Annotated in this window: 24 protein-coding genes and 1 pseudogene; 11 read left to right on the top strand and 14 right to left on the bottom strand. The window is 45.3% G+C overall.

The annotated features are described in order from the left end of the window. Nucleotides 1–1,326, top strand: a pseudogene (locus tag RLO19_RS10515) (hypothetical protein); the annotation flags it as partial. 516 nt (nt 1,327–1,842) lie between these two features. Here RLO19_RS10515 and RLO19_RS10510 read toward each other — a convergent pair. Both RLO19_RS10510 and RLO19_RS10505 read right to left on the bottom strand, forming a co-directional pair. After that, entirely contained in the window at nt 1,843–3,126 is a 1,284-nt protein-coding gene (locus tag RLO19_RS10510; protein ID WP_446356163.1) for a dihydroorotase, read from the bottom strand. A gap of 412 nt (nt 3,127–3,538) precedes the next feature. Continuing rightward, nucleotides 3,539–5,215, bottom strand: coding sequence for an NAD(P)H-hydrate dehydratase (locus RLO19_RS10505; RefSeq protein WP_446356161.1), 1,677 nt, complete (start codon nt 5,213–5,215; stop codon nt 3,539–3,541). A gap of 562 nt (nt 5,216–5,777) precedes the next feature. On the opposite strand from RLO19_RS10505, the gene RLO19_RS10500 reads away from it, so the two are divergent. The 3 genes from RLO19_RS10500 to RLO19_RS10490 all read left to right on the top strand — a co-directional run bounded on the left by RLO19_RS10500 (nt 5,778) and on the right by RLO19_RS10490 (nt 8,022). Further along, entirely contained in the window at nt 5,778–6,806 is a 1,029-nt protein-coding gene (locus RLO19_RS10500) for a permease (RefSeq protein ID WP_446356159.1), read from the top strand. Between the two features lie 175 nt (nt 6,807–6,981). Continuing rightward, entirely contained in the window at nt 6,982–7,743 is a 762-nt protein-coding gene (locus RLO19_RS10495; protein ID WP_446356157.1) for a TIGR03943 family putative permease subunit, read from the top strand. Between the two features lie 123 nt (nt 7,744–7,866). After that, a complete protein-coding gene (locus RLO19_RS10490; RefSeq protein WP_446356155.1) occupies nt 7,867–8,022 on the top strand; it encodes a hypothetical protein in 156 nt (51 codons plus the stop codon). An 81-nt stretch (nt 8,023–8,103) separates the two neighbouring features. On the opposite strand, the gene RLO19_RS10485 is transcribed toward RLO19_RS10490, so the two are convergent. Together RLO19_RS10485 and RLO19_RS10480 are read right to left on the bottom strand one after the other, a co-directional pair. Further along, nucleotides 8,104–8,706, bottom strand: coding sequence for a superoxide dismutase family protein (locus tag RLO19_RS10485; protein WP_446356153.1), 603 nt, complete (start codon nt 8,704–8,706; stop codon nt 8,104–8,106). A 77-nt stretch (nt 8,707–8,783) separates the two neighbouring features. Beyond that, nucleotides 8,784–9,761, bottom strand: coding sequence for a hypothetical protein (locus RLO19_RS10480; RefSeq protein ID WP_446356151.1), 978 nt, complete (start codon nt 9,759–9,761; stop codon nt 8,784–8,786). Nucleotides 9,762–9,867: 106 nt separating this feature from the next. On the opposite strand from RLO19_RS10480, the gene uvrB reads away from it, so the two are divergent. The 3 genes from uvrB (at nt 9,868) to RLO19_RS10465 (ending at nt 13,262) form a co-directional block, all read left to right on the top strand. Beyond that, the gene (uvrB, locus tag RLO19_RS10475) at nt 9,868–11,865 is read left to right on the top strand and encodes an excinuclease ABC subunit UvrB (protein WP_446356150.1); all 1,998 of its coding nucleotides are present in this window, start codon (nt 9,868–9,870) and stop codon (nt 11,863–11,865) included. A gap of 11 nt (nt 11,866–11,876) precedes the next feature. Continuing rightward, a complete protein-coding gene (locus RLO19_RS10470) occupies nt 11,877–12,488 on the top strand; it encodes a transposase (protein WP_446356148.1) in 612 nt (203 codons plus the stop codon). A gap of 318 nt (nt 12,489–12,806) precedes the next feature. Beyond that, nucleotides 12,807–13,262: a pentapeptide repeat-containing protein gene (locus RLO19_RS10465; RefSeq protein WP_446356147.1), complete on the top strand. Its 456-nt coding sequence runs from the start codon at nt 12,807–12,809 to the stop codon at nt 13,260–13,262. Nucleotides 13,263–13,340: 78 nt separating this feature from the next. On the opposite strand, the gene RLO19_RS10460 is transcribed toward RLO19_RS10465, so the two are convergent. The 5 genes from RLO19_RS10460 to RLO19_RS10440 all read right to left on the bottom strand — a co-directional run bounded on the left by RLO19_RS10460 (nt 13,341) and on the right by RLO19_RS10440 (nt 17,672). Next, on the bottom strand, nt 13,341–14,198 hold the full coding sequence (locus RLO19_RS10460; protein ID WP_446356145.1) for a class I SAM-dependent methyltransferase: 858 nt from the start codon (nt 14,196–14,198) through the stop codon (nt 13,341–13,343). A gap of 50 nt (nt 14,199–14,248) precedes the next feature. After that, entirely contained in the window at nt 14,249–14,596 is a 348-nt protein-coding gene (panD, locus tag RLO19_RS10455) for an aspartate 1-decarboxylase (RefSeq protein ID WP_446356144.1), read from the bottom strand. A 177-nt stretch (nt 14,597–14,773) separates the two neighbouring features. Continuing rightward, nucleotides 14,774–15,136 (bottom strand): response regulator, encoded by a 363-nt coding sequence (locus tag RLO19_RS10450; RefSeq protein ID WP_446335487.1) that lies wholly within the window; start codon nt 15,134–15,136, stop codon nt 14,774–14,776. 433 nt (nt 15,137–15,569) lie between these two features. Next, complete coding sequence (locus RLO19_RS10445; protein WP_446356142.1) at nt 15,570–16,124, bottom strand: hypothetical protein; 555 nt, start codon at nt 16,122–16,124, stop codon at nt 15,570–15,572. A 555-nt stretch (nt 16,125–16,679) separates the two neighbouring features. After that, nucleotides 16,680–17,672, bottom strand: a complete 993-nt coding sequence (locus RLO19_RS10440) for a hypothetical protein (RefSeq protein WP_446356141.1) — start codon at nt 17,670–17,672, stop codon at nt 16,680–16,682. 654 nt (nt 17,673–18,326) lie between these two features. Between RLO19_RS10440 and RLO19_RS10435 the strand changes: the two genes are divergently transcribed. After that, on the top strand, nt 18,327–19,733 hold the full coding sequence (locus RLO19_RS10435) for a hypothetical protein (protein ID WP_446356140.1): 1,407 nt from the start codon (nt 18,327–18,329) through the stop codon (nt 19,731–19,733). Between the two features lie 80 nt (nt 19,734–19,813). Here RLO19_RS10435 and thrS read toward each other — a convergent pair whose 3' ends face one another. Next, on the bottom strand, nt 19,814–21,643 hold the full coding sequence (gene thrS / locus RLO19_RS10430) for a threonine--tRNA ligase (RefSeq protein ID WP_446356138.1): 1,830 nt from the start codon (nt 21,641–21,643) through the stop codon (nt 19,814–19,816). A 10-nt stretch (nt 21,644–21,653) separates the two neighbouring features. Between thrS and RLO19_RS10425 the strand changes: the two genes are divergently transcribed. The 3 genes from RLO19_RS10425 (at nt 21,654) to RLO19_RS10415 (ending at nt 22,774) form a co-directional block, all read left to right on the top strand. Then, nucleotides 21,654–21,839 carry a hypothetical protein gene (locus RLO19_RS10425; RefSeq protein ID WP_446356137.1) on the top strand — a complete coding sequence of 62 codons (186 nt, stop codon included), beginning with the start codon at nt 21,654–21,656 and terminating at the stop codon, nt 21,837–21,839. A 140-nt stretch (nt 21,840–21,979) separates the two neighbouring features. Continuing rightward, nucleotides 21,980–22,345, top strand: a complete 366-nt coding sequence (locus RLO19_RS10420; protein ID WP_446356135.1) for a DUF2605 domain-containing protein — start codon at nt 21,980–21,982, stop codon at nt 22,343–22,345. 114 nt (nt 22,346–22,459) lie between these two features. Further along, nucleotides 22,460–22,774 carry a DUF2973 domain-containing protein gene (locus RLO19_RS10415; protein WP_446356134.1) on the top strand — a complete coding sequence of 105 codons (315 nt, stop codon included), beginning with the start codon at nt 22,460–22,462 and terminating at the stop codon, nt 22,772–22,774. Nucleotides 22,775–22,968: 194 nt separating this feature from the next. On the opposite strand, the gene RLO19_RS10410 is transcribed toward RLO19_RS10415, so the two are convergent. From RLO19_RS10410 to cofG, 4 genes are all read right to left on the bottom strand, one after another. Then, entirely contained in the window at nt 22,969–24,090 is a 1,122-nt protein-coding gene (locus tag RLO19_RS10410) for a mechanosensitive ion channel family protein (RefSeq protein WP_446356132.1), read from the bottom strand. Between the two features lie 624 nt (nt 24,091–24,714). Further along, a complete protein-coding gene (locus RLO19_RS10405; protein WP_446349155.1) occupies nt 24,715–25,098 on the bottom strand; it encodes a zf-TFIIB domain-containing protein in 384 nt (127 codons plus the stop codon). A gap of 174 nt (nt 25,099–25,272) precedes the next feature. After that, complete coding sequence (locus RLO19_RS10400; RefSeq protein ID WP_446356130.1) at nt 25,273–25,668, bottom strand: hypothetical protein; 396 nt, start codon at nt 25,666–25,668, stop codon at nt 25,273–25,275. 10 nt (nt 25,669–25,678) lie between these two features. Beyond that, a complete protein-coding gene (gene cofG / locus RLO19_RS10395) occupies nt 25,679–26,674 on the bottom strand; it encodes a 7,8-didemethyl-8-hydroxy-5-deazariboflavin synthase subunit CofG (protein WP_446356128.1) in 996 nt (331 codons plus the stop codon). Nucleotide 26,675: the final 1 nt, after the last annotated feature.

The following is a 26,675-nucleotide window of genomic DNA, read 5'->3' as shown; positions in this document are numbered from 1 at the left end:
AGTGGTGATGTCTTAGTTGAGGGTGAGGATATGGATACACTGTTTCCCAGTGCTCTGAGAACGGATACTTTTGGTAAGGGGGATGCAGGAAGCTTAACCGTGAACACACCCGTACTGATTATGGAAGATGGTGCTTTGATTTCTAGTAGCACTTTCCCTGGTAGTAGCGGTTTTCCTGGTAGTACAGGTGATGGAGGAGATATAACTGTCGTTGCCTCGGAATCGGTGCAACTGAGCGAGAGCCGTTTAACCTCTCAAATGGGAGGGGAAGGCGATGCGGGTAACGTGAGGATTAATACCGCTCAACTACAACTCGATAGCGGTGGACAGATTGAAAGTGGTACGTTGGGTGAGGGGGATGCTGGAGACATTTTATTACAGGTGGAAGACAGCTTAACTATCTCTGGAGATTTCAGTGGAGTGTTTGCTGATACAGGAGGAGACTCGAGTGGTAATGGCGGCAGTATCATTATTGATTCAAAAAAAGTAGTGGTTCGGGATGGAGGGCAAATCGCTGTTGAAAGTCAAGGAACAGGCGATGCAGGCAACTTAACGGTAATCGCTGAATCTATTTATTTAGAGAATGGACGACTAAATGCTGAATCGGCTAATGGAAGAGGCGGAAACATCCAGCTCAAAGTAAAAGATGTACTCCTGTTACGTGGCAATAGTCTAATCTCTGCATTTAGTGGTGTTGAAGGCAACGATGGAATTGATGGCAATATCACTATCGACACAACCTTTTTAATCGCCATACCCAACGAAGATAGCGACATAGTTGCCACGGGATTGGGGCGTAGCGTTGGCAGTAATATTCAAGTCAATGCTCAACGAATTTTTGGCACGCAATTCCGCCAACAACTCACCCCCGACAATGATATTGTGGCGACGGGAACTGTGGTATTAAACACCCCGGATATTGACCCCACCCAGGATTTAGCACCCCTCCCCATCACGTTCATCGATATGTCCAATCAAGTTAACAACAGTTGTTCACCGTATGGCAGACTAGCATCTGGAGAGAACAAATTTATCATCACTGGACGCGGTGGTATACCCGCATCTCCGAGTCAGAGTCTCAATCCTGAGGCGATTTGGGAAGACTGGCGCTTTGTCGATGAAACTGAGGGAACTGAGCCGATACAATTGTCACCGAGAATGATAAACAACGAATCAATTTCAGGTGACAAACCCCGGCAAATTGTTGAGGCTCAAGGGTGGTACAGAGATGCTCAAGGTAATGTAATTCTTACCGCAGATTCAACGATGGTAACGCCCCACGAAACCGGGTGGAATTCAGCGAATTGTCTGTCGGAAAAACCTTGATAAATGGTGCCTGGGGCGAGTCGAGAAAATTCATGGATTTCCTCTTAACGATAGTGCAGCGACTCGCCCCTACAGGACAGTAACACATAGAATAGGTTCCCAAAAATAATAGAATTAGGGCTTGACTTTTACGATAAGTTTAAGTAATTTTATATTATGAAAAAATGTACCGTCCTATAGACCCCGTTCAACCTTAACCTATAGTGGATTGACACATCTAAAATTGTGGAGTAGATTTTACCATTGAATAGGGCGCACGTCGGTCATGCGTGTCAACTTAAGCCACAACCCTTGCCAATTATTGGTTCGAGCAGTTCGATACAAACTGGGGCGTGTTGCTTGCTCCCTCTACTTCCCCTGCTCCCTCTACTTCCCCTGCTCCCTCTGCTCCCCCTGCTCCCTCTGCTCCCCCTGCTCCCCCTGCTTTTAGCGCTTAAGTTGACACCAATGCACGTCGGTGCGCCCCTACGGTTTCCGGGCGTAAGATTAAATGAAGGGTTCCCTACAGATGGTGGTTCAATAAAATGGCGTCAATCCTGACCAGGTTTGAACGGTGCGCCCCCTAATCTTTTGCCCAAACCACGGTGTATTTCTAGAGAGGGATTGCAGGGTATCTTGTGCAATTATCCAACTCTGCTGCGGGTCAAATAAAACCAGTTCGGCGGGTTGCTCATTGGCAATCTTGGCGGGGGATTGACCTAGACAAAACGCTGGATTTGTGCTGATAGTTTGCCATAGTTGCAAAGCTGAACATACGCCAGTTTCAACCAAACCTTGCCAAAGCAAGGGTAACGCTAATTCTAAACCAATGACTCCTGGTGGCGCTTCGGCAAAGGCAACGGTTTTCTCTTCGTAGGTGTAAGGTGTATGGTCAATGACAATAGCATCAATCACGCCATCCCGAATTCCTTCGATTAGGGCGATTCGGTCATCGGGATTACCTAATGGGGGTTCGATGCGTAAATTGGGATTATAGTTACTTAAATCTTGAGTATCCAGCAGCAAATGCATCCAAGAGGTACTCGCGGTTACCGGAACCCCTCGTGCTTTCGCTTCTTGAATCAGTTCCACGCCGCGACGGGTTGATATACGCATCAAATGTACCGGAGTCGCGATCGCACCTACTACTTCTAAGATGGCAGATAATGCGGCTGATTCTGACATAGAGGGATTTCCGGGGATACCAAAACGGATGGAGTTTGCCCCTTCGCGCATCACACCATTTCCCTTTAACTTCAGATCACACGCCCATAACGCCACAGGTATTTGCAACGGGCGCAAGTATTCTAACACTCGCCTCAGTAGAGCCAGATTAGATAAAGGACGCCCATCGGCAAAACCCACGATGCCTGCTGCGGCTAACTCAGCCAGTTCCGTCATCTGTTGTCCTTCCACGCCTTGGGTTATTGCACCCCAGTAATACAGGTGAGGGGAAGATTGGCTAGGATGGGAGATCTCCTGCTGGCGCACACGGGCAAGTCCAGAAGGATTATCTAACGGCGGTACTGTATCCGGCAAAATGGCTAGTCGGGTAAAGCCTCCAGCAGCAGCCGCCGCCAGCAGTGATGCCCAAGTTTCTCGTTCTTCATATCCGGGTTCCCCCGAATGACTGTAAAGATCGACTAAGCCAGTCCCTAAAATTAGACCTTGGCAATCCCGCACCACAGTATCGCTTGACCACTCCGCAATTTTTGGTGCAACAGCTTTGATTATGCCATCTGTAATCAGCACATCAGCGAGTTGGTCGGTTCCGGAAACCGGATCTAATAGTCGGACTTGTTGCAGTAGTTCACTAGTCATGGGAAACACACAATGGGGGATTTAAGGACGGAGGGTTCAGTCATTCATCGTTCGGTTGCCAGACAGCCAAATACTTGACAAATCAGAAATCCTCGGATTTGATGATTGTTGGTTGTTGAACAAAGTCAAAAATATTAGCCGTGCGGAGAATATTTGTCAAGGCAAGTGTTCAAGGCAAACGTAATGATCGAGTAACAAAAACTCAGGCTCAAGAATGGCTTGCCTGGTTTCCATACCGAAAAGTATTGCAGCAGAAGACCGATAAATGGGTGAACCTTCCGGAAAACTACTGCTATCAACACTTCTGGAGTAGAGAATTTCGTCTAACGGCTGTAGACTTTAGTAAAAGTTCACAAAATCTTTGGTGTTATCCTACCCCGGTCTTTCTATTTGAATCTCTTATATCTCAAATTTAGGGAACGTCATTCATCATTTGTCCTTTGTTTGCTCCCCGGCTCGCCCTAGTTCCACGCCTTACGTTTCTACAACCTCTGCCCTGGAGCCTTGGAGCCTTGGAGCCTTCTTGGAACACGGGTATGAGATATTCTGACAAGGTAAAAGCATCCACACCTAACTCAGTGCGTTCCTGTGCGGCTAAAATTCCAGCTTGGGCATGGCACCAAGCCGCCGCTGCGACGGTGGCGTCTAGGGGAAACTTAGCTGTAGCAGGCTGTGCGACTAAACCACCGATGAGTCCCGTGAGAACATCCCCACTTCCACCACGGGCTAGGGCGGGTGTACTTTCTGGCACTAGCCAAACCGATCCCTGGGAATTCGCGATCGCACTTCTGGCTCCTTTTAATAAAATCACGGCTCGACTCAGCACAGACGCCTTTTGCACCGCACTCACGCGATCAGGAAGCAACTCAGCCGAATCGGGAAATAACCGCTTAAACTCACCAACATGAGGCGTTAACACCGTCGCCCCCTGACGCCGGATTAACGTGGGAATCGTTTTCAGTTCCGCTAAACTATTTAAGCCGTCGGCGTCTAAAATCAGAGGACATTCTACCCCCATTAATCCTTGTACCAAAGACTTAGCATCCAGAGTCAAACCCGGACCACAGGCGATCGCACTAAATTTACTTAAGTTTACAGAATCAGGAAGTTGTGCGATCGCGCCACTGTTCGTTTCCGGACAACCAATCACCAGCGCTTCCGGAACATGACTGACTAATAAAGGTTTCAGCGATTCCGGGACAGCCACAGACAGCATCCCTACCCCAGACGCCCGCGCCCCCAGTGCGGTTAAAATCGCGCCGCCAGAATATTGGGTTGAGCCACAAACCAATAGCAGATGCCCTTCTTTATACTTATAAGTAGCGGCTGGACGTTGTAGAGGTAGACAATCCCGCACCATGGAGGGAGTCACCCGCATTAGTCCCGGTGATTGACCCAAAACTGCCCAAATATCCGCCAAGGGAATACCAAAATCAATTAACTCCGCCTCACCCAGAGAATCCAATCCTTGATCTTGTAAAAATGCCTGCTTCCATAACCCCAAGCAGAACGTGCGAGTTGCCCGAATCGCTGTACCCAAGACTTCTCCTGTATCCGTGTGAATCCCAGAGGGTAAATCGATACTAAGGATGGGTAGGGATAGTTGATTCAATTGCTTAACCGTATCCGCCAGATTTCCTTCCAGCGATCGCGTTTGCCCAAATCCAAACAATCCATCAATAATTACATCACAATCCAGCAACGGCTGAATCTGCTCATAAAAGGGAATCCCCAAACTCTGAGCATATCGAGCATGTTGGCAGGTTAATTCCTTGAGCTTATTAATCGGACGATAAATCAGCACCTCATAGCCCTGACAATGTAACTCCCGCGCCACCACCAAAGCATCACCGCCATTATGTCCTGGACCCACTAACACACCCACTCGCCGTGTTTGCGGATAGGGATAAAGGGTTTGAATCCGCCTCGTAATCAACCCCGCCACCTTTTCCATCAATGCGGCGACAGGCATTCCCGCATCAAAGATACGCCCTTCAATCTCGCGCATCTGCTCAGCGGTAACTACGATTTGTTCAATTTGTTCGCGTCGCTTTGTCGGTTGCACAGCAGTTATTCCCCATTTCGCCATCTTTGATTATTGTGCCGTCAAATGCTGATTTGCATCAGCCCACTGAAAGATTAGCAACTTGCCAACCGAAGTAATCCCCTTTTTGCCCTGGAGCCTTCTGCCTTTTGCGATAAACCCGGATTGGGTGTGACAAGCAATTTTTTAGACTATCAATAGATTAGCTAGAAAATAACAAGATGAAAACAACCAATAAATCGTCTCCAGCTGAGGATATTTTTCTTGACTGTTCACGACATTGATCCTTCACGTCGCTAGTCGGACATGGTGCGTGACTCTTCACAACCTTCGAGGGAATCAAGCACGTTTGTAGGGGCGGGTTTTACTACTATCTTTTCGGTTGCACCTAGATGTGACTAAACCCGCCCCGACTTTCGCCGGTTTCGAGGCTTCCCGTGAAAAGTAAGCCATATAGGGGGTCAACAGTAAATTTGTGTAAGTCCTGATTTGATTTATGACACCGTGAATGGTATTAATTATCCCTTGATCCCCACTTCCCTCACTCGCTGTAAACTATCTGATACAATAGCGCTTACGTGTAAAAAGACCCTCGATCGCGAAATGCATGAGTCAGTTAAACAACGCCTTTACCCTTTTCTTGAGTTTGCTGGTCGAAGCCATCCCATTTTTACTCATTGGCGTCTTATTTTCCGGCTTGCTGCTGTTGTTCGTCGATGAGGGACGGCTGATTGCTTCCTTACCGAAGAACCCCTTCCTCGGGGCGGTTGTGGGGAGTTGTGCGGGTTTTTTCTTCCCGGTGTGTGAATGTGGGAATGTTCCTGTGTCACGGCGGTTGCTGCTACAAGGGGCACCTGTATCGGTGTCAATCGGGTTTCTGCTAGCCGCCCCCACGATTAACCCGATTGTAATTTGGTCAACCTGGGTAGCATTTCGAGATCAGCCGGAAATTGTGGTCTTACGGGTCTTGTTTTCCCTGGGTATTGCCATAGTTATCGGTTGCGTCTTCAGCGTTCAGAAAGATATGCGCCCCCTGTTGCAACAGACTATCACCCGTTCCATGGTGCTTCCCAAAGAACGCAAAGTCAAACCTTCTGTGCAAAATGAACCCCAACCCGCCCTCCTGCAATCAGGTACATTTTTATTAGGTCAACCGGGAACCCCTCTGCGGATGGATGCGACAGTTCTCCAAGCCTCACTCGCCGCTACCCCCCCCCGTAAGCCTTGGTCCGATCGCTGGCGTTTGTTCTTAGACAATACCGTGCAAGAGTTACGGGAATTAGGCGCGGTGCTAATAATTGGGAGTGCGATCGCGGCGACGATTCAAGTCGCCGTTCCCCGTGAAATCATCCTCAGTTTGGGTTCAGGTCCACTCACCTCAATTCTGGCGATGATGGTATTAGCCGCCGTCGTTTCAATTTGTTCAACCGTTGACTCCTTCTTCGCCCTCGCCTTTGCTTCCACCTTTACCAGTGGTTCATTATTAGCCTTTTTGGTATTCGGTCCAATGATAGACATCAAGGCAATTGGTTTAATGTTCTCCGTCTTTAAAGCTAGGGCAATTTTTTACTTATTTGCCCTCGCCGCCCAATTAACCTTTTTGCTCACCTTAATGGTTAACTTACATTTAAGCTAGTTATAAAGTTGTGAGTTTTCAATGTGTAGGGGCGGGTTTCACTACTATCGTTTCTCACCTAACCCAGATGTGACTAAACCCGCCCCGACTAAATTTTGAACGAGAGAATTATTTGACAAATGACAAATGACAAATGACAAATGACAAATGACCAATAACAAATGACGAATGACCAATGATAAAAAGACAAAATATTTGGCTACCCATACTCGATATTATCACCCTAGGCATTTGGGGGATTTTATTGATTCAATACTGGGTCAGTGGCGAGTTAAATTTACTCATTCACCCGAACTACTTTGCCTTAGTTCTGGGAACCGGGATACTGTTGCTAGTGCTGGCGGTGTTAAAAGCCATTCAAGTCATCGGTCAATTACCACCCCGAAATCCCAAAACTATGCCGATGATGCAACATATTAGCTGGTTTCCACCGGGTTGGAGTACAGGATTGTTGTTAGCCACGGCGATTTTAGGACTATTGGTGGAACCCAAAGTCTTTACCAGCCAGACGGCTATTCAACGAGGTGTCATGGACTCCTTAACCGCCACCCGCACCCAGCCCCAATCCTTTCGCAGCGCTAGCAAACCCGAAGCGCGATCGCTGATTGAATGGATTCGCACCTTGAGTGTTTATCCGGAACCTGATGAATATGCGGGTCAAGCGGTTAATGTTAAAGGGTTTGTAGTTTATCCTAAAAACCTATCCTCGAACTATTTATTAGTCACTCGCTTTGTGATTACCTGCTGTGCTGCGGATGCTTATCCAGTCAGTTTACCCGTGAAACTTCCGGGAAATCGTCAGGCTTATAAACCGGATACCTGGATACAAGTGAAAGGTAAAATGATTACGGAAACATTACAAGATAAACGGCAATTGGTGATTGACGCGAGTGAGGTGGAAAAAGTCCCTGAACCAGATAATCCTTACTATTACTAAGTTCCTGATTACCCCTCTTTTAGGATTAGTCATATTCGCTTTCCCAATCTTCCCCATCTAGAACTAAATGAACCTTTAATTGTCGTCACAACCTTTATTTTTGTCTACGTAGGGGCGCAAGGCTTGCGCCCTATCTGGCAAGGCTTGCGCCCTATCTGGCAAGGCTTGCGCCCTATCTGGCAAGGCTTACGCCCTATCTGGCAAGGCTTACGCCCTATCTGGCAAGGCTTGCGCCCTATCTGGCAAGGCTTACGGCTTAAGTCGGTTGTCACCGATTGATATCCTCCCGTCCCCCTTATCTATCCCCCTCCCGTCCCCCTTTTTAAGGGGGAAGCCATCCGATTTGATTTTGTCCGACTCCTACGAATCAGTCACTTCAATAATTCCACAGCCAACTCGCCCACCAGCATTACCCGTAGGTTGACCGAAATCATCGGACTTTTCATGAAGAATCACCGCCCGATTCCCAATAGCATATTTCCCTTCAGTAAACGTGAGTCTCTCAACCGTCATACTTTTTGTACCAGTACCATCTTCAGCCATCGTAATATTGCCTAAATCTCCCGCATGAGCATTCTCAAACCCATCTTCGGTAATTAATCCATGTTTCACATCATCTGGATTAAAATGACCGCCAGCCGCATTCCCTTGATCCGCACAACTACCCGATTCATGGATGTGGAAAGCACGTTCTCCCGATGGAGCATTTGTCATCGTCACTTCAATCAACATACCATCCGCAGTGTTGGTAAACTCAGCCTCTCCCAAGACTTCTGAGGGATCAGTTGTGCTGTTGATGACGGCTGTGGCGATGCTAGCTTGTTGTTCCGCGACTTCTTCTTGGGGTTCTGTCACAGGTTCCTCAGTCACATTGTTTGTTGGCTGACAGCCGTACACGAACATCAGCAGCGTCGAAAAAAACGCGATCGCGATAATTCTTAGGGGTCTATTAATCAAGTTCATCTCCAGTTAAATGGTAATGCACTACAATTTGAATCAAACAAGTCAAATTCAAGCTATTATTAATCCTCAGCTATTTTCTAAAAAATGTCAATTTCCATAGACTCCACCTGAGTCACCCCGGCGGGCGGATAAAAGGTAAAGGTATCAGTAGCAACAATAGGAGATGGCACACGGCGAATAATGTTTTCGGTCATCTTGATATCCATTCCGTCAGCTTTCCCACTAATTTGAAGCTGATCAACTTCGGCTGTATTCGGTTCCACCAAAAATGTGAACGTAAATCCGGCTTGGCGATCCTTATAGCGATAGGAATAGTAGTCTTGTCCCTCTAAATTTAGGATATTACCCTGCAATGGCATATCATCTTCCGCCTTAAAAACCGATTCAAGCTGATCAATGACTCCCTCTGCCGTCACTACACCGTCAGCAAAAGCTTGCCTAAAAGGAGCAGACATTTCTAGAAATAACATCGAAGAAAAGCCAATAAAAAAGCTATCATTCGACTGATTAAAGCGTTCATAATCCATAACTGTGTATTGCTTTAATTCCGGCTTATAAATCCATACCTGATCACCATCAGAAACCAGAATATAAGTCGGTTGGGCAAATCCACCTGACTCAGGTGTAGAAATTTCGGTGCGAAACTGCTGAGGAGATTGGGCAATTGTTTTAACCAACACCGAAAATTGACCGGTAAAACCCTGCGCCTCAAAACTGAATTGCATTTCGGAATCAGTTTGATAGCGTTCGGCTTGAATAAAATTAGCAACCGTTTTAGCTAAAAGACTGACATCAAGTTCATCCGTCAATGGACGGCTCATTCCCGGTGTCGGATTCGACTGAGTGAGTTGATTGGGGACAGCTGATTCTGACGGAGAAACTTGAACCTCTCTAGATAGAGGCTTGACCCGAACTCCCGGTTCCCCATCTTGTCCCGTCTGAGCAGTAGCTATACTAAATAGTGTCCCGTTGTCGCAGAAAGAGGGAATGATACCCCAGGCATTCACCGTGGCAGTTATGCAGAAAATTGTAATGGCTTTTTGCAGTCGGTTCATTGTAAGAGTTAATCGTTATTCCTTTTACCCTAAACCAAAGCAGGCACGATGAATGATGAATTTCCTGTTTCCTGACAAAGGACAAATGACAAAGGACAAATGACAAATGATACCCTTTGATCTGCAAGCCCCCTTTGAAGCCAAGGGCGACCAACCCCAAGCCATTTCCCGCCTAACAACTTCTCTGACAGCGGGTCATCGTTTCCAAACCCTCCTCGGTGCGACGGGAACGGGTAAAACCTACACCGTAGCCAAAGTCATCGAACATACGGGCAAACCCACTCTGGTACTGGCGCACAATAAAACCTTAGCCGCCCAACTCTGTAACGAGTTGCGGGACTTCTTTCCCCAGAATGCGGTGGAGTATTTTGTCTCCTACTACGACTACTACCAACCGGAAGCCTATATTCCCGTCAGTGATACCTATATCGAGAAAAGCGCCGCGATTAACGATGAAATCGATATGCTGCGCCACTCCGCCACGCGATCGCTCTTTGAAAGGCGAGATGTGATTGTGGTAGCCTCGATTAGCTGTATCTATGGCTTGGGCATACCCTCAGAATACCTCAAAGCCGCGATTCCCCTGCGAGTGGGTACAGAATTAAATCAGCGTCAACTCCTGCGCGATTTAGCCTCCGTACAATATTCCCGCAATGATATAGAAATGGGGCGGGGACGGTTCCGAGTCAAGGGAGATGTACTCGAAATTGGTCCAGCTTATGAAGACCGAATTATTCGCGTCGAATTCTTTGGTGATGAGATTGATGCTATCCGCTATGTTGACCCCGTGACAGGTGGAATTATCCAAAGTCTCGACGCCCTCAATATCTACCCCGCCCGTCACTTTGTTACCCCAGATGAACGATTAGAAGAAGCCTGTAACGCCATTGAAACGGAACTCCAAGAACAAGTCACCCAGTTACAACAGGCTGGCAAATTACTCGAAGCGCAACGATTAGAACAGCGCACCCGCTATGATCTAGAACTCTTGCGCGAAGTCGGATATTGTAATGGTGTAGAAAACTATTCCCGTCACCTCGCCGGACGTAGGGCGGGAGAACCCCCAGAATGTTTAATTGATTACTTCCCCAAAGATTGGTTATTAGTCGTGGATGAATCCCATGTCACCGTACCCCAAATTCGGGGGATGTACAACGGCGACCAAGCCCGGAAACGGGTATTAATTGACCATGGGTTTCGCTTACCCAGTGCGGCGGATAATCGTCCCCTGAAGGCAGAAGAATTTTCGACAAAAGTTAACCAATGTATCTTTGTTTCCGCTACTCCTGGAGATTGGGAAATTGAACAGTCCCAAGAACAAGTGGTGGAACAAGTAATTCGTCCCACGGGGGTTGTTGACCCAGAAATATTTGTCCGTCCCACCGAAGGTCAAGTGGATGACTTATTCGCGGAAATTCAGGAACGGGCATTCAAAAAAGAACGGGTACTTATAACCACCTTAACCAAGCGCATGGCGGAAGATTTAACTGAATATTTACAGGAACGCGGCATTCGCGTGCGCTACTTACATTCGGAAATTAATTCAATTGAACGGATTGAAATTTTGCAATCATTGCGGGAGGGCGCTTTTGATGTACTTATTGGTGTGAATTTGTTGCGCGAGGGGTTAGATTTACCAGAAGTATCTTTGGTGGCTATTTTAGACGCCGATAAAGAAGGATTCCTGCGGGCTGCACGATCCCTAATTCAAACCATTGGTCGAGCGGCGCGTCATGTTCGGGGACAAGCCATTCTCTATGCTGATAATCTCACCGATAGCATGGCAAAAGCCATTGATGAGACAGAACGGCGTCGGGGAATTCAATTAGCATATAACCGGATGCATGGAATTACTCCGCAACCGATTGTCAAAAAATCCAGTAATGCAATTTTGGCATTCTTGGATGTATCGCGGCGGTTGAATCATCAACAGTTAATAAAGGTTTCTGAACAGGTAGAGGATTTACCCCTCGAACAGATTCCTGAGTTAATTAGTCAACTGGAAGCCCAGATGAAGGATGCGGCGAAGAATTTAGAATTTGAGGAGGCTGCCAAGTATCGCGATAAAATTAAACATCTGCGGGATAAATTGGTGGGTCGGTAAGGGAAAATGAAATGGTTAAACAATATAATCCTCAAATTCATCATCGACGTTCAATTCGCCTGAAATCCTATGACTATAATCAGGCGGGTGCTTATTTTGTAACAATCTGTGTTCAAAACCGTGAATGTTTACTTGGCACGATCATGAATCAAAGGCTGCAACTCAATGAATATGGCGAAATCACTTATCATGTTTGGAACCATCTACCCGATCATTTTGACAACCTAGAAATTGATGCTGCCGTTATCATGCCCAATCATTTTCACGGCATCATCATCTGTACGGGTTTGGTCTCCAAACCCCCCAATCCTCCCAATTTCTCCAATTCCCCGAATCCCCCCAATTCCCCGAATGCCTGTACGGGTTTGGTCTCCAAACCCCCCAATCCATTTTTTGTGCAAAAAACACAACTCGGCAAAATCATCGCTTATTTCAAATATCAAACAACTAAATTAATCAATCAAAAACGAGATTCAATCGGAGCTAGATTTTGGCAACGAAACTATTATGAGCATATTATCCGTAATGAAAAAACGCTCAACATTTTGAGGCAATATATAATTGACAATCCATTGCGTTGGGGAAATGATCAATTACATCCAAACAACCCATCAAAATGGTAATCATTCTGTAGGGATTTGGTCTCCAAATCCTTATATAAATCCCTACGGCGGGGTGGGGAAATCCGGGGTTGGGAAATCGGGGTTGGGAAATCGGGGTTGGGAAATCGGGGTTGGGAAATCGGGGTTGGGGGGTTTGGAGGGTTTGGAGACCAAGAGGGTTTGGAGACCAAACCCCTACGCCAATTCAAAATGTTTCGATGTTCTTATCGTTTAAATGCATAACTTCCTATTTTAACTTAGAATTTAATAAACCACAGATGCAACTCAACCCGCCCAGACCAAATTTTAAGTGGTAGAACTTTAAAAAGCTTAAGTGATATGAAACCCCTAAACATAATTATTTCCCTATTAGTTTTCAGTACACCTGCTTGTACTGGAGTGACAGTCGAACAGACAAACTCTGAAGTTCCAGCAAAGATAGCCAAAGCGAGAGATTGCCCTGGCTGTGACTTGAGTAATGTCGATCTCAAGGGTGCCAACTTAAAAGGTGCTAACCTCAAGGAGGCTATATTAGATGGTGCGAATCTGAGTAATGCCAATTTAGCAGAAGCAGATTTGAGTGGAGCCTCTCTAAATGGCGCTAATTTGAATGGGGCAAACTTCAACAGTGCGAACCTTAAAGGCGTCGATTTAAGTAATGCTTCGTTAATTAGTACCAACTTAGTCAACGCTAATTTACGCCAAGCCAAGATTAAAACCGCCAATGTTTATCTTACCAACTTTTGTGGAGCTACTATGCCAAATGGGAGTCGGTCAATGCAAGGGTGTAGTTAGCAAAAATTGTCATCGTTACTCTTTTAGCTAAAATCATCTGGCTGATCATCCTGTTTCAACTTTCTCCCACGTTCTTTTTTACCCGTGATTGACATGGGTAACTTGCAAAGCTGAAAGATAGGAGGTTTTTAGCTTTCCTGTACAGGTTCTCTCTAACACTTCTCTCATACCGGAAAATAAGGAGGTTCGTTGCAGCGAATCTAACTTTATGTAGGGTGATATTGTACTCAAAAGTGTCAAATACTCATCAATGCTATGAGTCGTATCACAAACTAACTGTTCTGACAAGAAATTCGGGAATAAACCTGAGTTGATAAAATCTTGTTCAATTTCTTTTAGGTTGGCTTGATGGGTTTCTATAGATCCATATCTGGCAAATTTGGGAATAGATGGCGCTTGAGTTTGATAAACTTCATCTAATTGATGACAAATTTCATCATTGGGGTGCGGCGGTGTATTCCACAACATAATTATAGACCCATTCTCTTGCAAAGCCTCAGCAGATTTTTGCACCCTAATTTCGGGTGAAACCCAGTGCATGGAAGTCGCGGCAAGAATAGCGTTGAATCGCCCAGGCTCTAGCTGCCATTCTTCAAAGGTTGTATTGATAATCTCCACATTGGAATAGGCTGAACAGTTGCTTTTGGCAAGTTTGCACGCTTCTTGGCTTGGCTCAAGACAAACCATGGAGAAGCCTAATTCAGCAAATTCTACAGTGGCAATTCCTGGACCACATCCTATTTCTAGAATGGTAGCTTGATCGGGAAGTCGAGCTAACTCAACAGCGCGATGGATTAAGGTTTTAGGATAGCGGGGTCGGGCTTGATGATAGATATTGGCAACCTCACTGTACCAGTGTTTTCGTTGTTCTAAGGTATAGGCGGCTGTGATTTCATTGCACCATACTTTGACTGATTCCGAATCTTTATCTGTCATAATACTCAATCTGTCATAATACCCATAATACCCAGGTGTGGTTAAAAAACCTACAAGGGATTGTTGAATTCATCCACTTTGACGACTTTGGGATGATGTAAAAGTGCTTCTTCCGGTGTCATCTGAGCGTAAGCAATCACAATCACGTTGTCTCCGACAGCATTCAGACGAGCCGCCGGACCATTCAAGCAGATGACACGACTTCCCCATTCGCCAGGAATGGTGTAGGTTTCCAGACGGGAACCATTATTAACATTGACAACCTGTACTTTTTCGTAGGGCAAAATATTTGCCGCTTTCAGGAGTTCTTCATCAATGGTAATTGAGCCATCATAGTACAAGCAGGCATCGGTTACTTTTACCCGATGCAACTTGCTTTTAAACATGGTAATCAGCATTATTAAATAATAACTCTAATTCAATTTTACAATATTTTCAGGTTTCTCGGTGACCTAGCTGCCCTACCGATAAGTACCTGAACATAAATTGGGTTAAGTGAGTAAAAAAAATCAATCCCTGTTCCCTATTCCCTAAAAATGGGATGCACCCGGTTTACCCTTACACCAGAAATAAAATTATGCCATTGCCAATTTAACCGCACGATTGAGTTGCTCTTGAGAAAAAGGCTTCGTCAAATAAGCTTTAGCCCCCTGTTTCATACCCCAAAGACGGTCAATTTCTTGGTTCTTAGAGGAACAAATTATAATAGGAATATTAGCTGTAGCCGGATGACCTTTAAGTTTTCGACACAACTCAAAACCACTCATTCCTGGCATGACAACATCTGTAATAATCACATCGGGTTGTTTGTTCGTTGCGTGAGTCACCGCCTCTTTTGGCTTAGACACTCGGATAACAGTGTGACCCCCTTGGCGCAGGTAGTTCTCGATCAGATCCATCTGACTGGCGTTGTCTTCAACTAGTAAAACTGTACTCATGTTGGCTGATTCCTATCAGAAAAGTCGGGACAAGTGAAACCTTAGCCTCCTGGTCAAAATGTAGGACTACGCGATCGCAGCATCAGTTTTCAACTCAGCCGTTTGGCTTGCGCCTCTGAATGGTTACCGACTAGAGTTGTAACCGGACAAGTGTAAAATGCAACCTGAGATTAACACGCCTACTGTTTCCATCGCGCCTCTTATGCTGCGTTTGGCTCGCTTAAAAATTAAGATGCATTCCCAAATGAAGAGATAATGGTTTAGGCTTCAACAGACAATCATAGCACTGGATAATCTTGTAGTGGAAGGGCATTTACGAATCTATTACAAAAAATGATCCCATCCTCATTTGTCCTTTATCCTTTATCATTGGTCAGGGGTTGAGGGACGTTTCCACAATTTATTATCGTTAAATTGATTTCGACTGACCAACTTACCTATCCTGCAAGAGTTCATCGATTAAGGATTGTAAGTCATCAAGGGAAGGTGTGTCAGTCTCCTGTGTTGACGCGGCTTCCCCCTTTGCAGACGACTTGTGGCGCGATCGCTGAATTAACCCTTTGAGGTGAGCCTTGAGTTGTTCCCGCTTCGACTCGGTTTTTGACATAATTTGCGTCACCTGCTCATCCGTTAAGCTAGAGGGTTCATTCATCGCCTCAATTAATTTTTTCAAGGCATAAAACACCTGCATTAACAAATCTTGCAGCCTTTGGTCAACCTGGAGTAAACCCTGCTGCTGAATCAAATTAACACAGTCCACCAAACATAAACCGATTTGATGAATGCCTTGAATATGAAGCTGACTAATCGGCAGTAGGTTCGCCCCCCCTACGATACCACAACGAGCCGCTTGGCACAGTTCATTCACTTGGTCTGGGTTTTTAAGCGTGCTTCGCAGATGCTGCAAATGCTGCTCGATGAGTTGCAGGTGTGCTTCAGCAGCCTCAAGATAGTAGCCTTTTATTTGCTGTAGCTGTTCTGGCTGCATAAAGAATGTCCTTGCTAGATGCCGGATTTTTAGTCGGAGATAGCATTGCGGCTAGCGGTCAATCATTAGGACTCCTCCGTTGTGGGAAACCCCGTGTCCCTTCGTTTCGCTTATCGGGCAAGCTTCAAACCGGGGAGGAAAACTCGGTAGCGGTTTCAACCGCCTACCCCTTTTTGGGGCGGAGGGGTATGGTTGCCCCTCCAATGAGGTATGGTTGCCTCAGTCTCCCGTTTCCGGGGTAAAGTTAGCTTCGCCAATGTTATCGGTCGGTAACTATCCAAAAAGCACTGTTTCAGTGACCTTAAAACTGTTTAACTTTTCGGTTCTAGAGCAGTAGACTAGCGGGAGCATCTACTGGTAGGTCTTGAACACTTGCCGATAACGTAGTCAGTGAAGACTTAGGCTGGTAAGCACAGCTTCAACTTATTTGGCTTTTGCTCCGTGTCTTTAGACCGGGGTTGCTTACTCTCAATCCTTGCTCAAATAAATAATCTTACTCTAAGTTTTAGAGCAGGTCAATCGCGAATTTCTGTTAAAAAATGATTGCTCAGCTTATCATAGTTCAGGGTGTTTTACGTTTCTTTTCTTCGTCAATACGGTGTGCCAATCTGGTATCGACGATACGGCCCTTGAACTCCCCCCAGTTCTCCTGAGTGAAACCAACCGCAGCCCTAAATAGCGGAGTTTTTCCGGTTTCAGGTATGGAGTCAGGGACTTCCATCCTTGTGTGCGAACTTTCCGAGCATAAAACAGAAGGCTGCGGAAAAAATCTTGAAATCGCCTTCCCCAATAGTTTTTTTGAATTCCTCCGGGATCAAGGCGTATATTATGGGGATTATAGTTATTTCGATTTAAGGGATTCAGTGTCGTGAGTCCTTCCTTTTGAGCAAACTGCTGGTATGTAATGCCCTGTTTTCGGGATTGGGGATGAGTGTGGGGATAAATCCATTCCCATATTGCCCAATCCAGACCAGAAAACAAAAATTCCGGCATATCTTTAGTCACTTGACAATATTTTAAGCGAATACCGATGGGAATTTCTGCCCAAGGTCCGTGCTGCCACACAAAGTCGGGATCAAAAAATGCTTTAAAGGCAAAATCTTTGCCATTGATCCTAAGACGAGCGACCCGACCAATCATCCCCGCCCCAGCTATTTTTAGTTCAATTTTCATGGCTTGCTTAAATAGGGTATGTGGGGAATACTCCCCTACTTTTCTAATTAATATTATTGTCTGAGTTTTGTGTTTTAGCCGGAGCCTGCCTCGTTTGAGGTAGAATATAGAGCGATCGCCCTCTTGCACAGTCCCCCGTACATATTGGGCTAAATAGTCGAGAAATCGTCTGATTTCCCGCGCTCCAATTCTGTTTTTTAAGTCAATGAACGTTGAATCAGGAGCATAGAAGTATAATCGTGTCTGTGTCTGATCGGATTGCTGACGCGCTTGTTGGCACAGACGATAGAACTGACGAGGCGCTAACAGTTCCTGCTGGGCTTGCCAAAGGATAGAGGCTGGGGCAGATGCATTCAAGGGAGGGCGATTGCTCATAGTATCTTCAGATAGTCCGCATCAGCGGATTTAGGTTAAGATAGTATGATCATCGCTCACAAACAGCCAATTGGGAAAGAGATAACGTGCTCAGCGATCGCTAGCCAGAATCGGGCATTTTTCAGGAGTAGCTTGAGCGCGGTAAGTCTGGCTGACTGGCGATCTAAGCCATTACCCAGAAAAATTCGGACTATCGAGCTTGGTGGTTTGCCTTTTGCTGATTACTCATTAGACTTAACCGATTCAGAATTCTCTTGTGAGAGATTCCGCAAATTGGCGCAGATACAATCAAACATCTGGCTGAGGTAAAATCGGCAAAAAAACCTTCACAATTTGAAATAAAGACTATAATACCATGCCATGGCAACGACAATCCGAAAATCTCCCTATTTCATTGAAAGCCGCTCATCTCGAATTGGATTTAAAGATAGAAAATCATTGGACGGGGGAAGTAGGGGAGTGAAATCAAAACTCAAAGTAAGGGCGTAATTTTCAGCTATCGCTCTTGAAAAAGAATCAACAGTACTCCCTAAACCCTCCCCAATTAACTAAAAGCTTGCCAGTTTTCCCTCTCTTTTCCTGGTCAATAGCTGTTTAGGCTGTATAGAGTTATAATGACGCTTTTAAATTATTCCCATGAGTTAAGTTCAGATTATGAATTTTGATAAGAATTATCAGAAATGTTTGCATAAGCTCATCTGGGCAACCCATAAGCTAGACGTTAAAGTTCCCCAAACTCAGCTTGCTCATATTGCCCGAATCATCGTGCAAACAATGATGGGTCCCTGGCGCTATTTTCATTCCGTAGAACATATTCTAGAAGTCGGTGGATCGACGGACGCTATTGAAGTCCTGGCGGCTTTGTTTCACGATATTATTTACGTGCAAGTTGATGGATGTATTCCGTTTAACCTGACACCCTATCTCGCTCCTTTTATTGAGGAGGAGAGAGGAAAGTTTTTTGTCCGAAAAGAAAATACAGGTGAACAGGATACCCTTTTTGAGATAGTCGCCACTCTGTTTAAAGTTACTCCAGGAGAGGAACTATTTCCATTTACCGGACAAAATGAGTTTTTAAGTGCGATTGTTGCGGCTAAACTACTAGAGCCTTTACTGACGCCGGGATTGATTGTGCAGGTTATAGCTTGTATCGAAGCGACTATTCCCTTCCGCACTCAATCCGATTTTGGGTTAAGTCCTAGCGAAGAATTATATCAGTGTTTGAAGTTTACAAATCAGCGATTTAATCTTAACTTAACGGATACAGAAATCATAGAAAGCGTGAAGCGTTCAGTAAGACTTGCGAATCGCGATGTTGGTGGGTTTGCTCATCCCAGCTCGGCTGTTTTTTTATCCAATACTTGGAATTTATTACCCGAAACTAATCATAATCTCAACAAATCCGGTTCCTATACGGTGCGGGATTATCGAGTTGCTATCCAAAAAATGGCAGTTTTTATGAAATTCCTTAACGCCGAACTTATTTTTAGACAGTTCCGAGGCGAACCCAATGATTTAATTTATCTCCATTTAGTAGAGCAAGCTCGCCGTAATTTAGAAGTGGCGCGGCTATATTTAGACAGTAAGTTGGTGGCTAATGCTATTTTAGAAGCCTTATCATTGCGTTTAGGTTCAGATGTTCCCTTAACCATTATGATGGGAGATTTTGGAGATGAACACAGTTCAATCGGTCGTTTGGGCGATTCGTTTCCCACTCTGATTAATCCTTATCGACCTAAAACTGTTCTGGAATGCGAAGTGTGGCAGTTATTGGTAGGGGGACGCGCTCAAGGCATTTCATTCGATTTCAAAACCTCTCCTTTGACTAGCTTTGTTGTCCAGTACATCGGATTTGAGGGGATTTGCCAGATGTGGCAACGCACCCAGGAGTTTTTTCAAGGAACAATAACGTCGGAAGAGTTTTTAGCTAGCTGTGATACTGATTTGGTGGATATTGTTATAAATGAAGTGGCTAAACTTTTGGAAAAGCGAAAAGTTGCCTTATGTCCTCTCTATCAACCTCTATCGATTAATAGGGTTAAGCAATTGCAACATGATTAGGCATCCGTTTTTTCCAGACATCCAAACCTTGTAGAGACGTAGCATGCTACGTCTCTACATCATATATAGAGAGATTTAACCTAAAAATTCTGGCGGTTGGCGATCGCACTCTCCATGCGTTCTAACACCTGCGCCACGGGAATCGCCCCTAAGTCTTGGGAGGGCTTAAAAGCGGTGCGAGTCCGGACACTGAGACTATTCGACTCAACCTCCTTCGCCCCGACAACCGCCATCACCGGAATTTTTTCCTTTTCTCCATTGCGAATCATCTTCGGTAAGCGATCGCCACTGGTATCGACTTCGACTCGAACCCCCACTAGGCGCATCTTCTGTGCCACTTCCTTGGCAAAGGGTAACTGCTCATCACTCACAGGTAACAGTCGTGCTTGCACCGGAGCTAACCAGAAGGGGAAGTCTCCCCCATACTCCTCAATCACAATGCCAATCAGCCTCTCCAATGAGCCAAAGGGCGCACGGTGAATCATCACAGGGCGCTGGCGCGTCCCATCTTCTGCCACATACTCTAAATCAAATCGCTCTGGCAGGTTATAGTCCACCTGTACCGTCCCCAATTGCCATTCGCGATCGAGGGCGTCATGGAATATGAAATCCAGCTTTGGACCATAAAACGCGGCTTCGCCAATGCCTTCAAAATTAGCCATTCCCAAGGTTTCGACTGCCCGACGAATGGCGTTCTCTGCCTTATTCCACGCCTCATCTGAACCAATATATTTGTCTTGGCTGGGGTCACGGAAACTTAAACGGGCTTTAAAGTCTTGCAACCCTAGGGTGCCAAACACCGATAGAGTTAAATCAACCACCCGCAAGAACTCATCATCCAGTTGTTCGGGGGTGACAAATAGATGAGCATCATCTTGGGTAAAGCCCCGAACTCGCGTTAATCCGCCCAGTTCTCCCGATTGTTCATACCGATAAACCGTGCCAAACTCCGCTAGGCGCATAGGCAAATCTCGGTAGGAACGCAGTTCATGCTTATAGATTTGCACATGAAACGGGCAGTTCATCGCTTTCAGGACAAAGCCCTCGGCTTCTGACTCACCCATCATCGGGAACAAGTCTTCTTTGTATTTCTGCCAATGTCCGGAGGTTTTAAACAAATCGACGCGACCAATATGAGGTGTAACCACCGGTTGGTAACCGCGCTTAATTTGCTCCTGCTTGAGGAAGTCTTCCAGGGTACTCCGTAATACGGTACCTTTGGGCGTCCACAAGGGCAATCCCGGTCCTACCGCGTCGGATAAGATAAACAGTCCTAGTTCTTTGCCCAGCTTGCGATGATCACGCTTGAGGGCTTCTTCTTTGCGCCGCTTATATTCGGCTAGTTGTTCCGGCGTCTCCCAGGCGGTGCCGTAAATTCGCTGGAGTTGTGCCTTGGTCGCATCGCCGCGCCAGTATGCCCCAGCGACACTTTCTAGGTCAATTGCTTTGGGATTAATGTCAGCGGTTGTTTCCACATGGGGACCAGCGCACAAGTCCCACCAAGCGTCTCCGAGATGGTATATCGTAATTGGGTCTTCTAAATCCTGAAGGATTTCTAGTTTGTAGGGTTCTCCAAGTTCTTTGATCCGGCGTTCGGCTTCCTCACGAGTGACTTGTTCCCGAATCAGGGGCAGTTTGCGCTTGAGGATTTTGACCATCTCTTTTTTGATGGCTTTTAGGTCTTGCTCCGTAAAGGGTTCGGGTTTAGCGAAGTCGTAATAAAAGCCATTCTCAATCCACGGACCAATGGTCACCTGTGTCCCCGGAAATAGCTTCTGCACCGCCATCGCCATGACGTGGGAGGCGGTGTGGCGAATTTTTTTTAAGCTCTCGGATTGACTAGTCCGAGGCAAATGGATTTTTTCGGGTTTTTGGGGGGCTTCTACGTTGGACATGGGTGAGTGTACCATTGAGTTGAGATTGAAAGCAGTTCTTATGCAATCGGGTTTAAGCTTATCCCACGAAAAGATGGGGGATGCCAGCGTATTCCGGCAAACAGAAGCAAGCTACATGGATCATGGATCATGGATCATGGTACTCGCTTCTCTCCGAGCCAGCTACATGGTTCATCGGGTGAACAAAACGATTAACAGTGAACCCAATTAGCCCGGTTTCCCTGGTTCCCTTGCTCCATTCCATGATACCTACCTTATTCAATCAATGCAGGTTGCTCAGTTGCTTGTGTATTGTAAAGAATTGTAACTAGCGTTAAGATAAGTTTACAGATGAATTAGCGCTTAAGATGCATGCCTCAGTCTCAGCCTCACGAGCAAGATCTGCTCAAGTCAATACTGCAACCGCTCTTGGATGATTTTCGATATTGGTTTTCGCGATCGCGTTTTTTACTCGAATCCGAGGAGATCAGCTTTTTAAGCCGACAGCAGCAGACGGATTTACTCGATCGAGTCAAAACAGCTCAACGGGAAGTCAATGCGGCGGTGACACTGTTTCAAGCAACGGATGGTCAAGTGGGGATTGAACCCGCTACATTAGTGCCATGGCATCGATTAGTCAACGAATGTTGGCAGGTAGGGATGCGCTGGCGCTCATTGAAATCGGGAGAATCTGAGTCGGAGGTTTCCAAAAATGTGAATATTGAGTCGAGGGAGTGATCAAATTTCTGCCGAGATTTGATAAGCTAAACGGATTACTGATAAAGACGTAATTCTTGACCCATCTAAGATAATCTATTAACACATCAACGGTTTAGTCTGGAGGATGATGCCATGTTACACCTACTCTATGTAATTGCCTTTACCGTTATTGCATTTCTTGCGATCGGGAATTTGATTCGCAGCTTGCTGAACTTGAGTATAGATGCTCAACGGCACTACTCCCCTGCGGGAAGACAATCATTTTCTGCGTCTGGCTTTCGTCACACTGGTGTACCCCATCCAGAACTGTTGGATGATGCAGGTAAACCGACAAGTGAGCCGCTGATGGTGATGAAATCAATGACGGTTGAAGACGCCCGCACCCAGCTTGATGCTTTATATAATGCCTCTCCCAGCCGTAGCGTGGATAAGTCGGAAGACATTTAGCTTAATCGCCAAGAAGCCCCACCTCATAATCTTTGATTTTATCTGGGATGACACAAATTATAGTTCCATTTTGAATCATCAAAGATAGGCAAATGAAAATAGGTAAGTGTTGACCCTTAACAACCGTTGAGGGAAACTTTGTTTCGGTGTTTAAATTAAATGATCCACTTTAAAGTCAATAATGGGTTTTATTTTCAATTGTTAGCTGCTTTGAAACTTTTCAACTTTTCCGGTTGGGTTTCTAGGTCAATATACAGGAAGTCAATGCCTTCTTTCTCCAAAAGTTCTAATATAGCTAGATTTAATTGGGTTTCTGCATCAAAGTAGAGATTATCATCATAAACAAAAGCCCTAATTTCTATCACCCGCGCATTCTGCTCAATGCGGGTAAACCGAGCCAACCCCGATGGAGACACGCCCTTAATAGTGGGTATTATCTCTCGAATGCCCTGGCAAATTCTCTCGGTTTGCTTAGCGGAAATCCCGTCAATTTTTAGGGTTAAGTTAAGCCCCCACTTCAACTCATCACCCGGATTTTGTGACCAATTCTCCACAATTCCGGAAATCATTTTAGAATTAGGCATTTTCACAATAGAACCCCAATTCGTGATATGCAGTGTTGTGGTTCTAAATCCAATCTGCATGATTTGGACAAAACCATTCACTCCTTGTATTCCTACCCAATCCCCTTCTCGATAGAGGTTATCGGAGTAGATAATAAAGGTGCAGAACCAGTCGTAAAGAATGTCTTTGAACAGTAAACCTAAAGTGATTCCGGCTCCGCCTAATAAACCAGCTATTGCAGCCGCCGATTGCCCTAACAGCATCTCACTGACTTTAATGGCGAGTAGAATAATGGCGACGGCTTGGAAAATCTTGGGGATTAAGGGTTTAAGAACCTCATCAACATCGCTTTCCGAATGGAACATTACAGCAGCAATTAAATTGCCAAAAAGATAAGCGCCTCGGTAAACCAAGTAGGCAATGACAAAAACCAAGAGTAAGTTGAGCGTCTTCTCTATTGTTTCAGTCAGTTTAGGTCCCAATTCATCCGCCAAAATGAGTTGTGATATCCATAACCCCGCCAGGGAAATTATCCAGCTTAATGCTGGTTTCAGAAACGCAATTAACTCATCATCAAGGGTAGTGTCGGTTTTTCTAGTAAAACGCTCTATGGTTTTAATGACGACTGAAATAAACAGCCGTCTAAATACCTGTATCAGTGTCAGTACGAGAATGACAATCACAGTTTTGACAACAGGAATGCCAGAGATATCAATATTGATATTGTTTAAGAATTCCAAAAATGATTCCATAATGACTTAAGTTCATTTGAATTTTGAGCGTAATTATCAATTTATTCTATTCTCATGTTTTGAGACAATAGATAGATTGAGTGTTTTGGCACAACAATACTGACAAAAAAAAGACTGACAAAAAAAAGACTGAATCCAGTTTGACTTCCCCTTTGCCGTCAACTTCACCAAGAGCGTCGGTCAAGTATTCCTAGAAACCGGGAAAAGGCGTGAGGATGACAACGCCATATCAACCTTTCACTTTGCTCGCAGTCGGTTTGTTGACTGATGTCCTAGGTAAACAGGAGGCAAGTGTGACGCCGTGACGTCCAATGGGTGGGGTGAAAAGAGGGCGACGAAAATGGATTTCGCCTGACTCAATATTATATGAGGTGATTAGGACTGTTTGTCAAGAGAAAAAAGTCTCTAAAATCATTCAATCAGAATATTGACAAATTAAACTAAATATGTATATACCATAACAAAGCAAAGGAAGCCTACACTCTAATCTTTGATTGAGTGTAGGAGACTCTCACATCAGCTCGGTTCAAAGCGGCTGTGTCAATGTACTGAACCGGACTATTTCAGTTGATGCTTCGCTAATCTTGATCACCCAGATGACTTCCGATTTTTCCAAATTACGGTTCAGCGCCGTTCCCCAGTAAAGATGCCTTTGAAGATATCCTGAATATCCTCCTGTTTATAATCCTTAAATTCCCCAGCATCAAACCAGATACCATAACAGATCGGGCATTTTTCATACCAAATATGGTGCTGTTTTAGGTCAACCATTTTGGTCATTCGGGTTTGGCATTTCGGGCAATTAATATCTTCGATGGCATTAAATTTACTGCCGATTTGGGGATCACCCGTATCGATGGCTTCAGATCCCTCTATTTCTTTGAGAGTTTGAGCCTCTTGAGAATCAAACCAGATGCCATAGCAATCCGTGCATCGGTCTACTTCAATATCGGCATAAACGACAGATTCTAGGTTTCCTTGGCATTTAGGACATTTCATTGAGGTCATTTTTCAACCATTCCATTTGAGATTCTTTTAAGATGGTTGTAGTTTAGCAATTTTATGGGCAACCTATAGAGTTTTATTTTAAAAAGTTAACGAAAATAAATCCTCAAATTGTAGGGGCGGGTTTAGGGAATCAATTGTAGGGGCGGATTTAGGGAATCAATTGTAGGGGCGGGTTTAGGGACTAAATTCAGCTCCCCACTGATAAATGAAAAACAAAACCCGCCATCCCCACTGATAAATGAAAAACAAAACCCGCCATCCCCACTGATAAATGAAAAACAAAACCCGCCATCCCCACCGATCAGATAGGGAGGCGAGAAAGTGACCAAAGTCTGTGGTTTCTCCACTTAACAAGACATCCCCATTGAGTTTTCCTTGAAATTCTCCTTCAATATACTCTTGGTGATAACCTGTTGCGGTACTCCATAATCGGCTTGTATAGTTTTTCCGGGTATAGCCGCGCAGGATATTGGCAATTTGATAGGCTGATTTATCAGGGTTTTCCCGTTCAACGTTTCGGATAAATTCTAAGGCGGTTTCAAGTTCAGACATAAATTCGTCATTTGTCATTTGTCATTTGTCATTTGTCAATTAGGACATCGCTTCCCCGTTGGATGTCATTAAATCTTATATTCAAAACGGCTTGTTGCAATCGTGGGGACAACCAATTATTATACTGCGGGTAAACGGGTAAGCGTGGTGATAGATGCCATCCGGCTGGTTCGACGATATTTTTTAGTCGCTGAATGTGAGGATGGGGATAATCGGGATTTACCTCGTCTTTGGGTCCAATTCCCCCCAAATCTCTCGCCCCTGCTGCTAAACAAGCGAGTAACCATTGATCATCTGAGATTAAATTGGGCGGAATTTGCAGGGTGATATCGGCGGGTAAAATTTGACGTGCTTTAGCAATGACTTGGGGTAACTGATGCGGATCAAAGGCGGGGGCTTGCCAATTTTGTTGATGACCGGGACTGTGGGGTTGTAAGATAACTTCTTGGATGTGACCATACTGATGATGAAGCTGCGCGATCGCATCTAAGGTTTCCCACCAGTCAACAGGTGTCTCACCAATACCCAACAATAAGCCTGTGGTAAACGGGATCTGCAACTCCCCCGCCCAAACCAGTTGTTGTAGCCGCACCTGTGGTATCTTACTCGGAGCATGACGGTGAACGGTTTGCTGGAGTTGAGGTGTTATCTCCTCCAGCATTAACCCCATTGAAACATTCACCGATTTTAGCGATCGCATCTCCTCAAACTGCAACGGTCCTACATTAGTATGGGGGAGAAATCCCATAGATAAAGCGAGTTCACATAGATCATAAATCCGTTGGAACCAAGCTTGACGGCGTGGTGAGTGGGGATGCACCTCACCACTGAGGATGAGGATTTCACAAATTCCCTGAGGTTGAAGCTGTTTTAAGCGCTCACCAGCCTCTGTTAAAGTCAACCATGGACTTTGACCCGGATTTGCGCGAAAGTTACAATAGCTACAACGGTTAAAGCATTCGTATGTAGGCACCAGGGTGTAAGCGGGACTATAGGTAATAATTCGAGAATCGGTCATTGCCATT

The sequence above is a fragment of the Coleofasciculus sp. G2-EDA-02 genome, from assembly GCF_040226375.1.
Classification (GTDB): Bacteria; Cyanobacteriota; Cyanobacteriia; order Cyanobacteriales; family Coleofasciculaceae; genus Coleofasciculus.
This window is presented reverse-complemented; position numbering and strand designations above follow the sequence as displayed.

Excerpts from the sequence above, each read along its gene's own strand:
- RLO19_RS10510 (WP_446356163.1), bottom strand. The coding sequence starts at position 3,126 with ATGACTAGTGAACTACTGCAACAAGTCCGACTATTAGATCCGGTTTCC.
- RLO19_RS10505 (WP_446356161.1), bottom strand. The coding sequence starts at position 5,215 with ATGGCGAAATGGGGAATAACTGCTGTGCAACCGACAAAGCGACGCGAA.
- RLO19_RS10500 (WP_446356159.1), top strand. The coding sequence starts at position 5,778 with ATGAGTCAGTTAAACAACGCCTTTACCCTTTTCTTGAGTTTGCTGGTC.
- RLO19_RS10495 (WP_446356157.1), top strand. The coding sequence starts at position 6,982 with ATGATAAAAAGACAAAATATTTGGCTACCCATACTCGATATTATCACC.
- RLO19_RS10485 (WP_446356153.1), bottom strand. The coding sequence starts at position 8,706 with ATGAACTTGATTAATAGACCCCTAAGAATTATCGCGATCGCGTTTTTT.
- RLO19_RS10480 (WP_446356151.1), bottom strand. The coding sequence starts at position 9,761 with ATGAACCGACTGCAAAAAGCCATTACAATTTTCTGCATAACTGCCACG.
- uvrB (WP_446356150.1), top strand. The coding sequence starts at position 9,868 with ATGATACCCTTTGATCTGCAAGCCCCCTTTGAAGCCAAGGGCGACCAA.
- RLO19_RS10470 (WP_446356148.1), top strand. The coding sequence starts at position 11,877 with ATGGTTAAACAATATAATCCTCAAATTCATCATCGACGTTCAATTCGC.
- RLO19_RS10465 (WP_446356147.1), top strand. The coding sequence starts at position 12,807 with ATGAAACCCCTAAACATAATTATTTCCCTATTAGTTTTCAGTACACCT.
- RLO19_RS10460 (WP_446356145.1), bottom strand. The coding sequence starts at position 14,198 with ATGACAGATAAAGATTCGGAATCAGTCAAAGTATGGTGCAATGAAATC.
- panD (WP_446356144.1), bottom strand. The coding sequence starts at position 14,596 with ATGCTGATTACCATGTTTAAAAGCAAGTTGCATCGGGTAAAAGTAACC.
- RLO19_RS10450 (WP_446335487.1), bottom strand. The coding sequence starts at position 15,136 with ATGAGTACAGTTTTACTAGTTGAAGACAACGCCAGTCAGATGGATCTG.
- RLO19_RS10445 (WP_446356142.1), bottom strand. The coding sequence starts at position 16,124 with ATGCAGCCAGAACAGCTACAGCAAATAAAAGGCTACTATCTTGAGGCT.
- RLO19_RS10440 (WP_446356141.1), bottom strand. The coding sequence starts at position 17,672 with ATGAGCAATCGCCCTCCCTTGAATGCATCTGCCCCAGCCTCTATCCTT.
- RLO19_RS10435 (WP_446356140.1), top strand. The coding sequence starts at position 18,327 with ATGAATTTTGATAAGAATTATCAGAAATGTTTGCATAAGCTCATCTGG.
- thrS (WP_446356138.1), bottom strand. The coding sequence starts at position 21,643 with ATGGTACACTCACCCATGTCCAACGTAGAAGCCCCCCAAAAACCCGAA.
- RLO19_RS10420 (WP_446356135.1), top strand. The coding sequence starts at position 21,980 with ATGCCTCAGTCTCAGCCTCACGAGCAAGATCTGCTCAAGTCAATACTG.
- RLO19_RS10415 (WP_446356134.1), top strand. The coding sequence starts at position 22,460 with ATGTTACACCTACTCTATGTAATTGCCTTTACCGTTATTGCATTTCTT.
- RLO19_RS10410 (WP_446356132.1), bottom strand. The coding sequence starts at position 24,090 with ATGGAATCATTTTTGGAATTCTTAAACAATATCAATATTGATATCTCT.
- RLO19_RS10405 (WP_446349155.1), bottom strand. The coding sequence starts at position 25,098 with ATGACCTCAATGAAATGTCCTAAATGCCAAGGAAACCTAGAATCTGTC.
- RLO19_RS10400 (WP_446356130.1), bottom strand. The coding sequence starts at position 25,668 with ATGACAAATGACGAATTTATGTCTGAACTTGAAACCGCCTTAGAATTT.
- cofG (WP_446356128.1), bottom strand. The coding sequence starts at position 26,674 with ATGGCAATGACCGATTCTCGAATTATTACCTATAGTCCCGCTTACACC.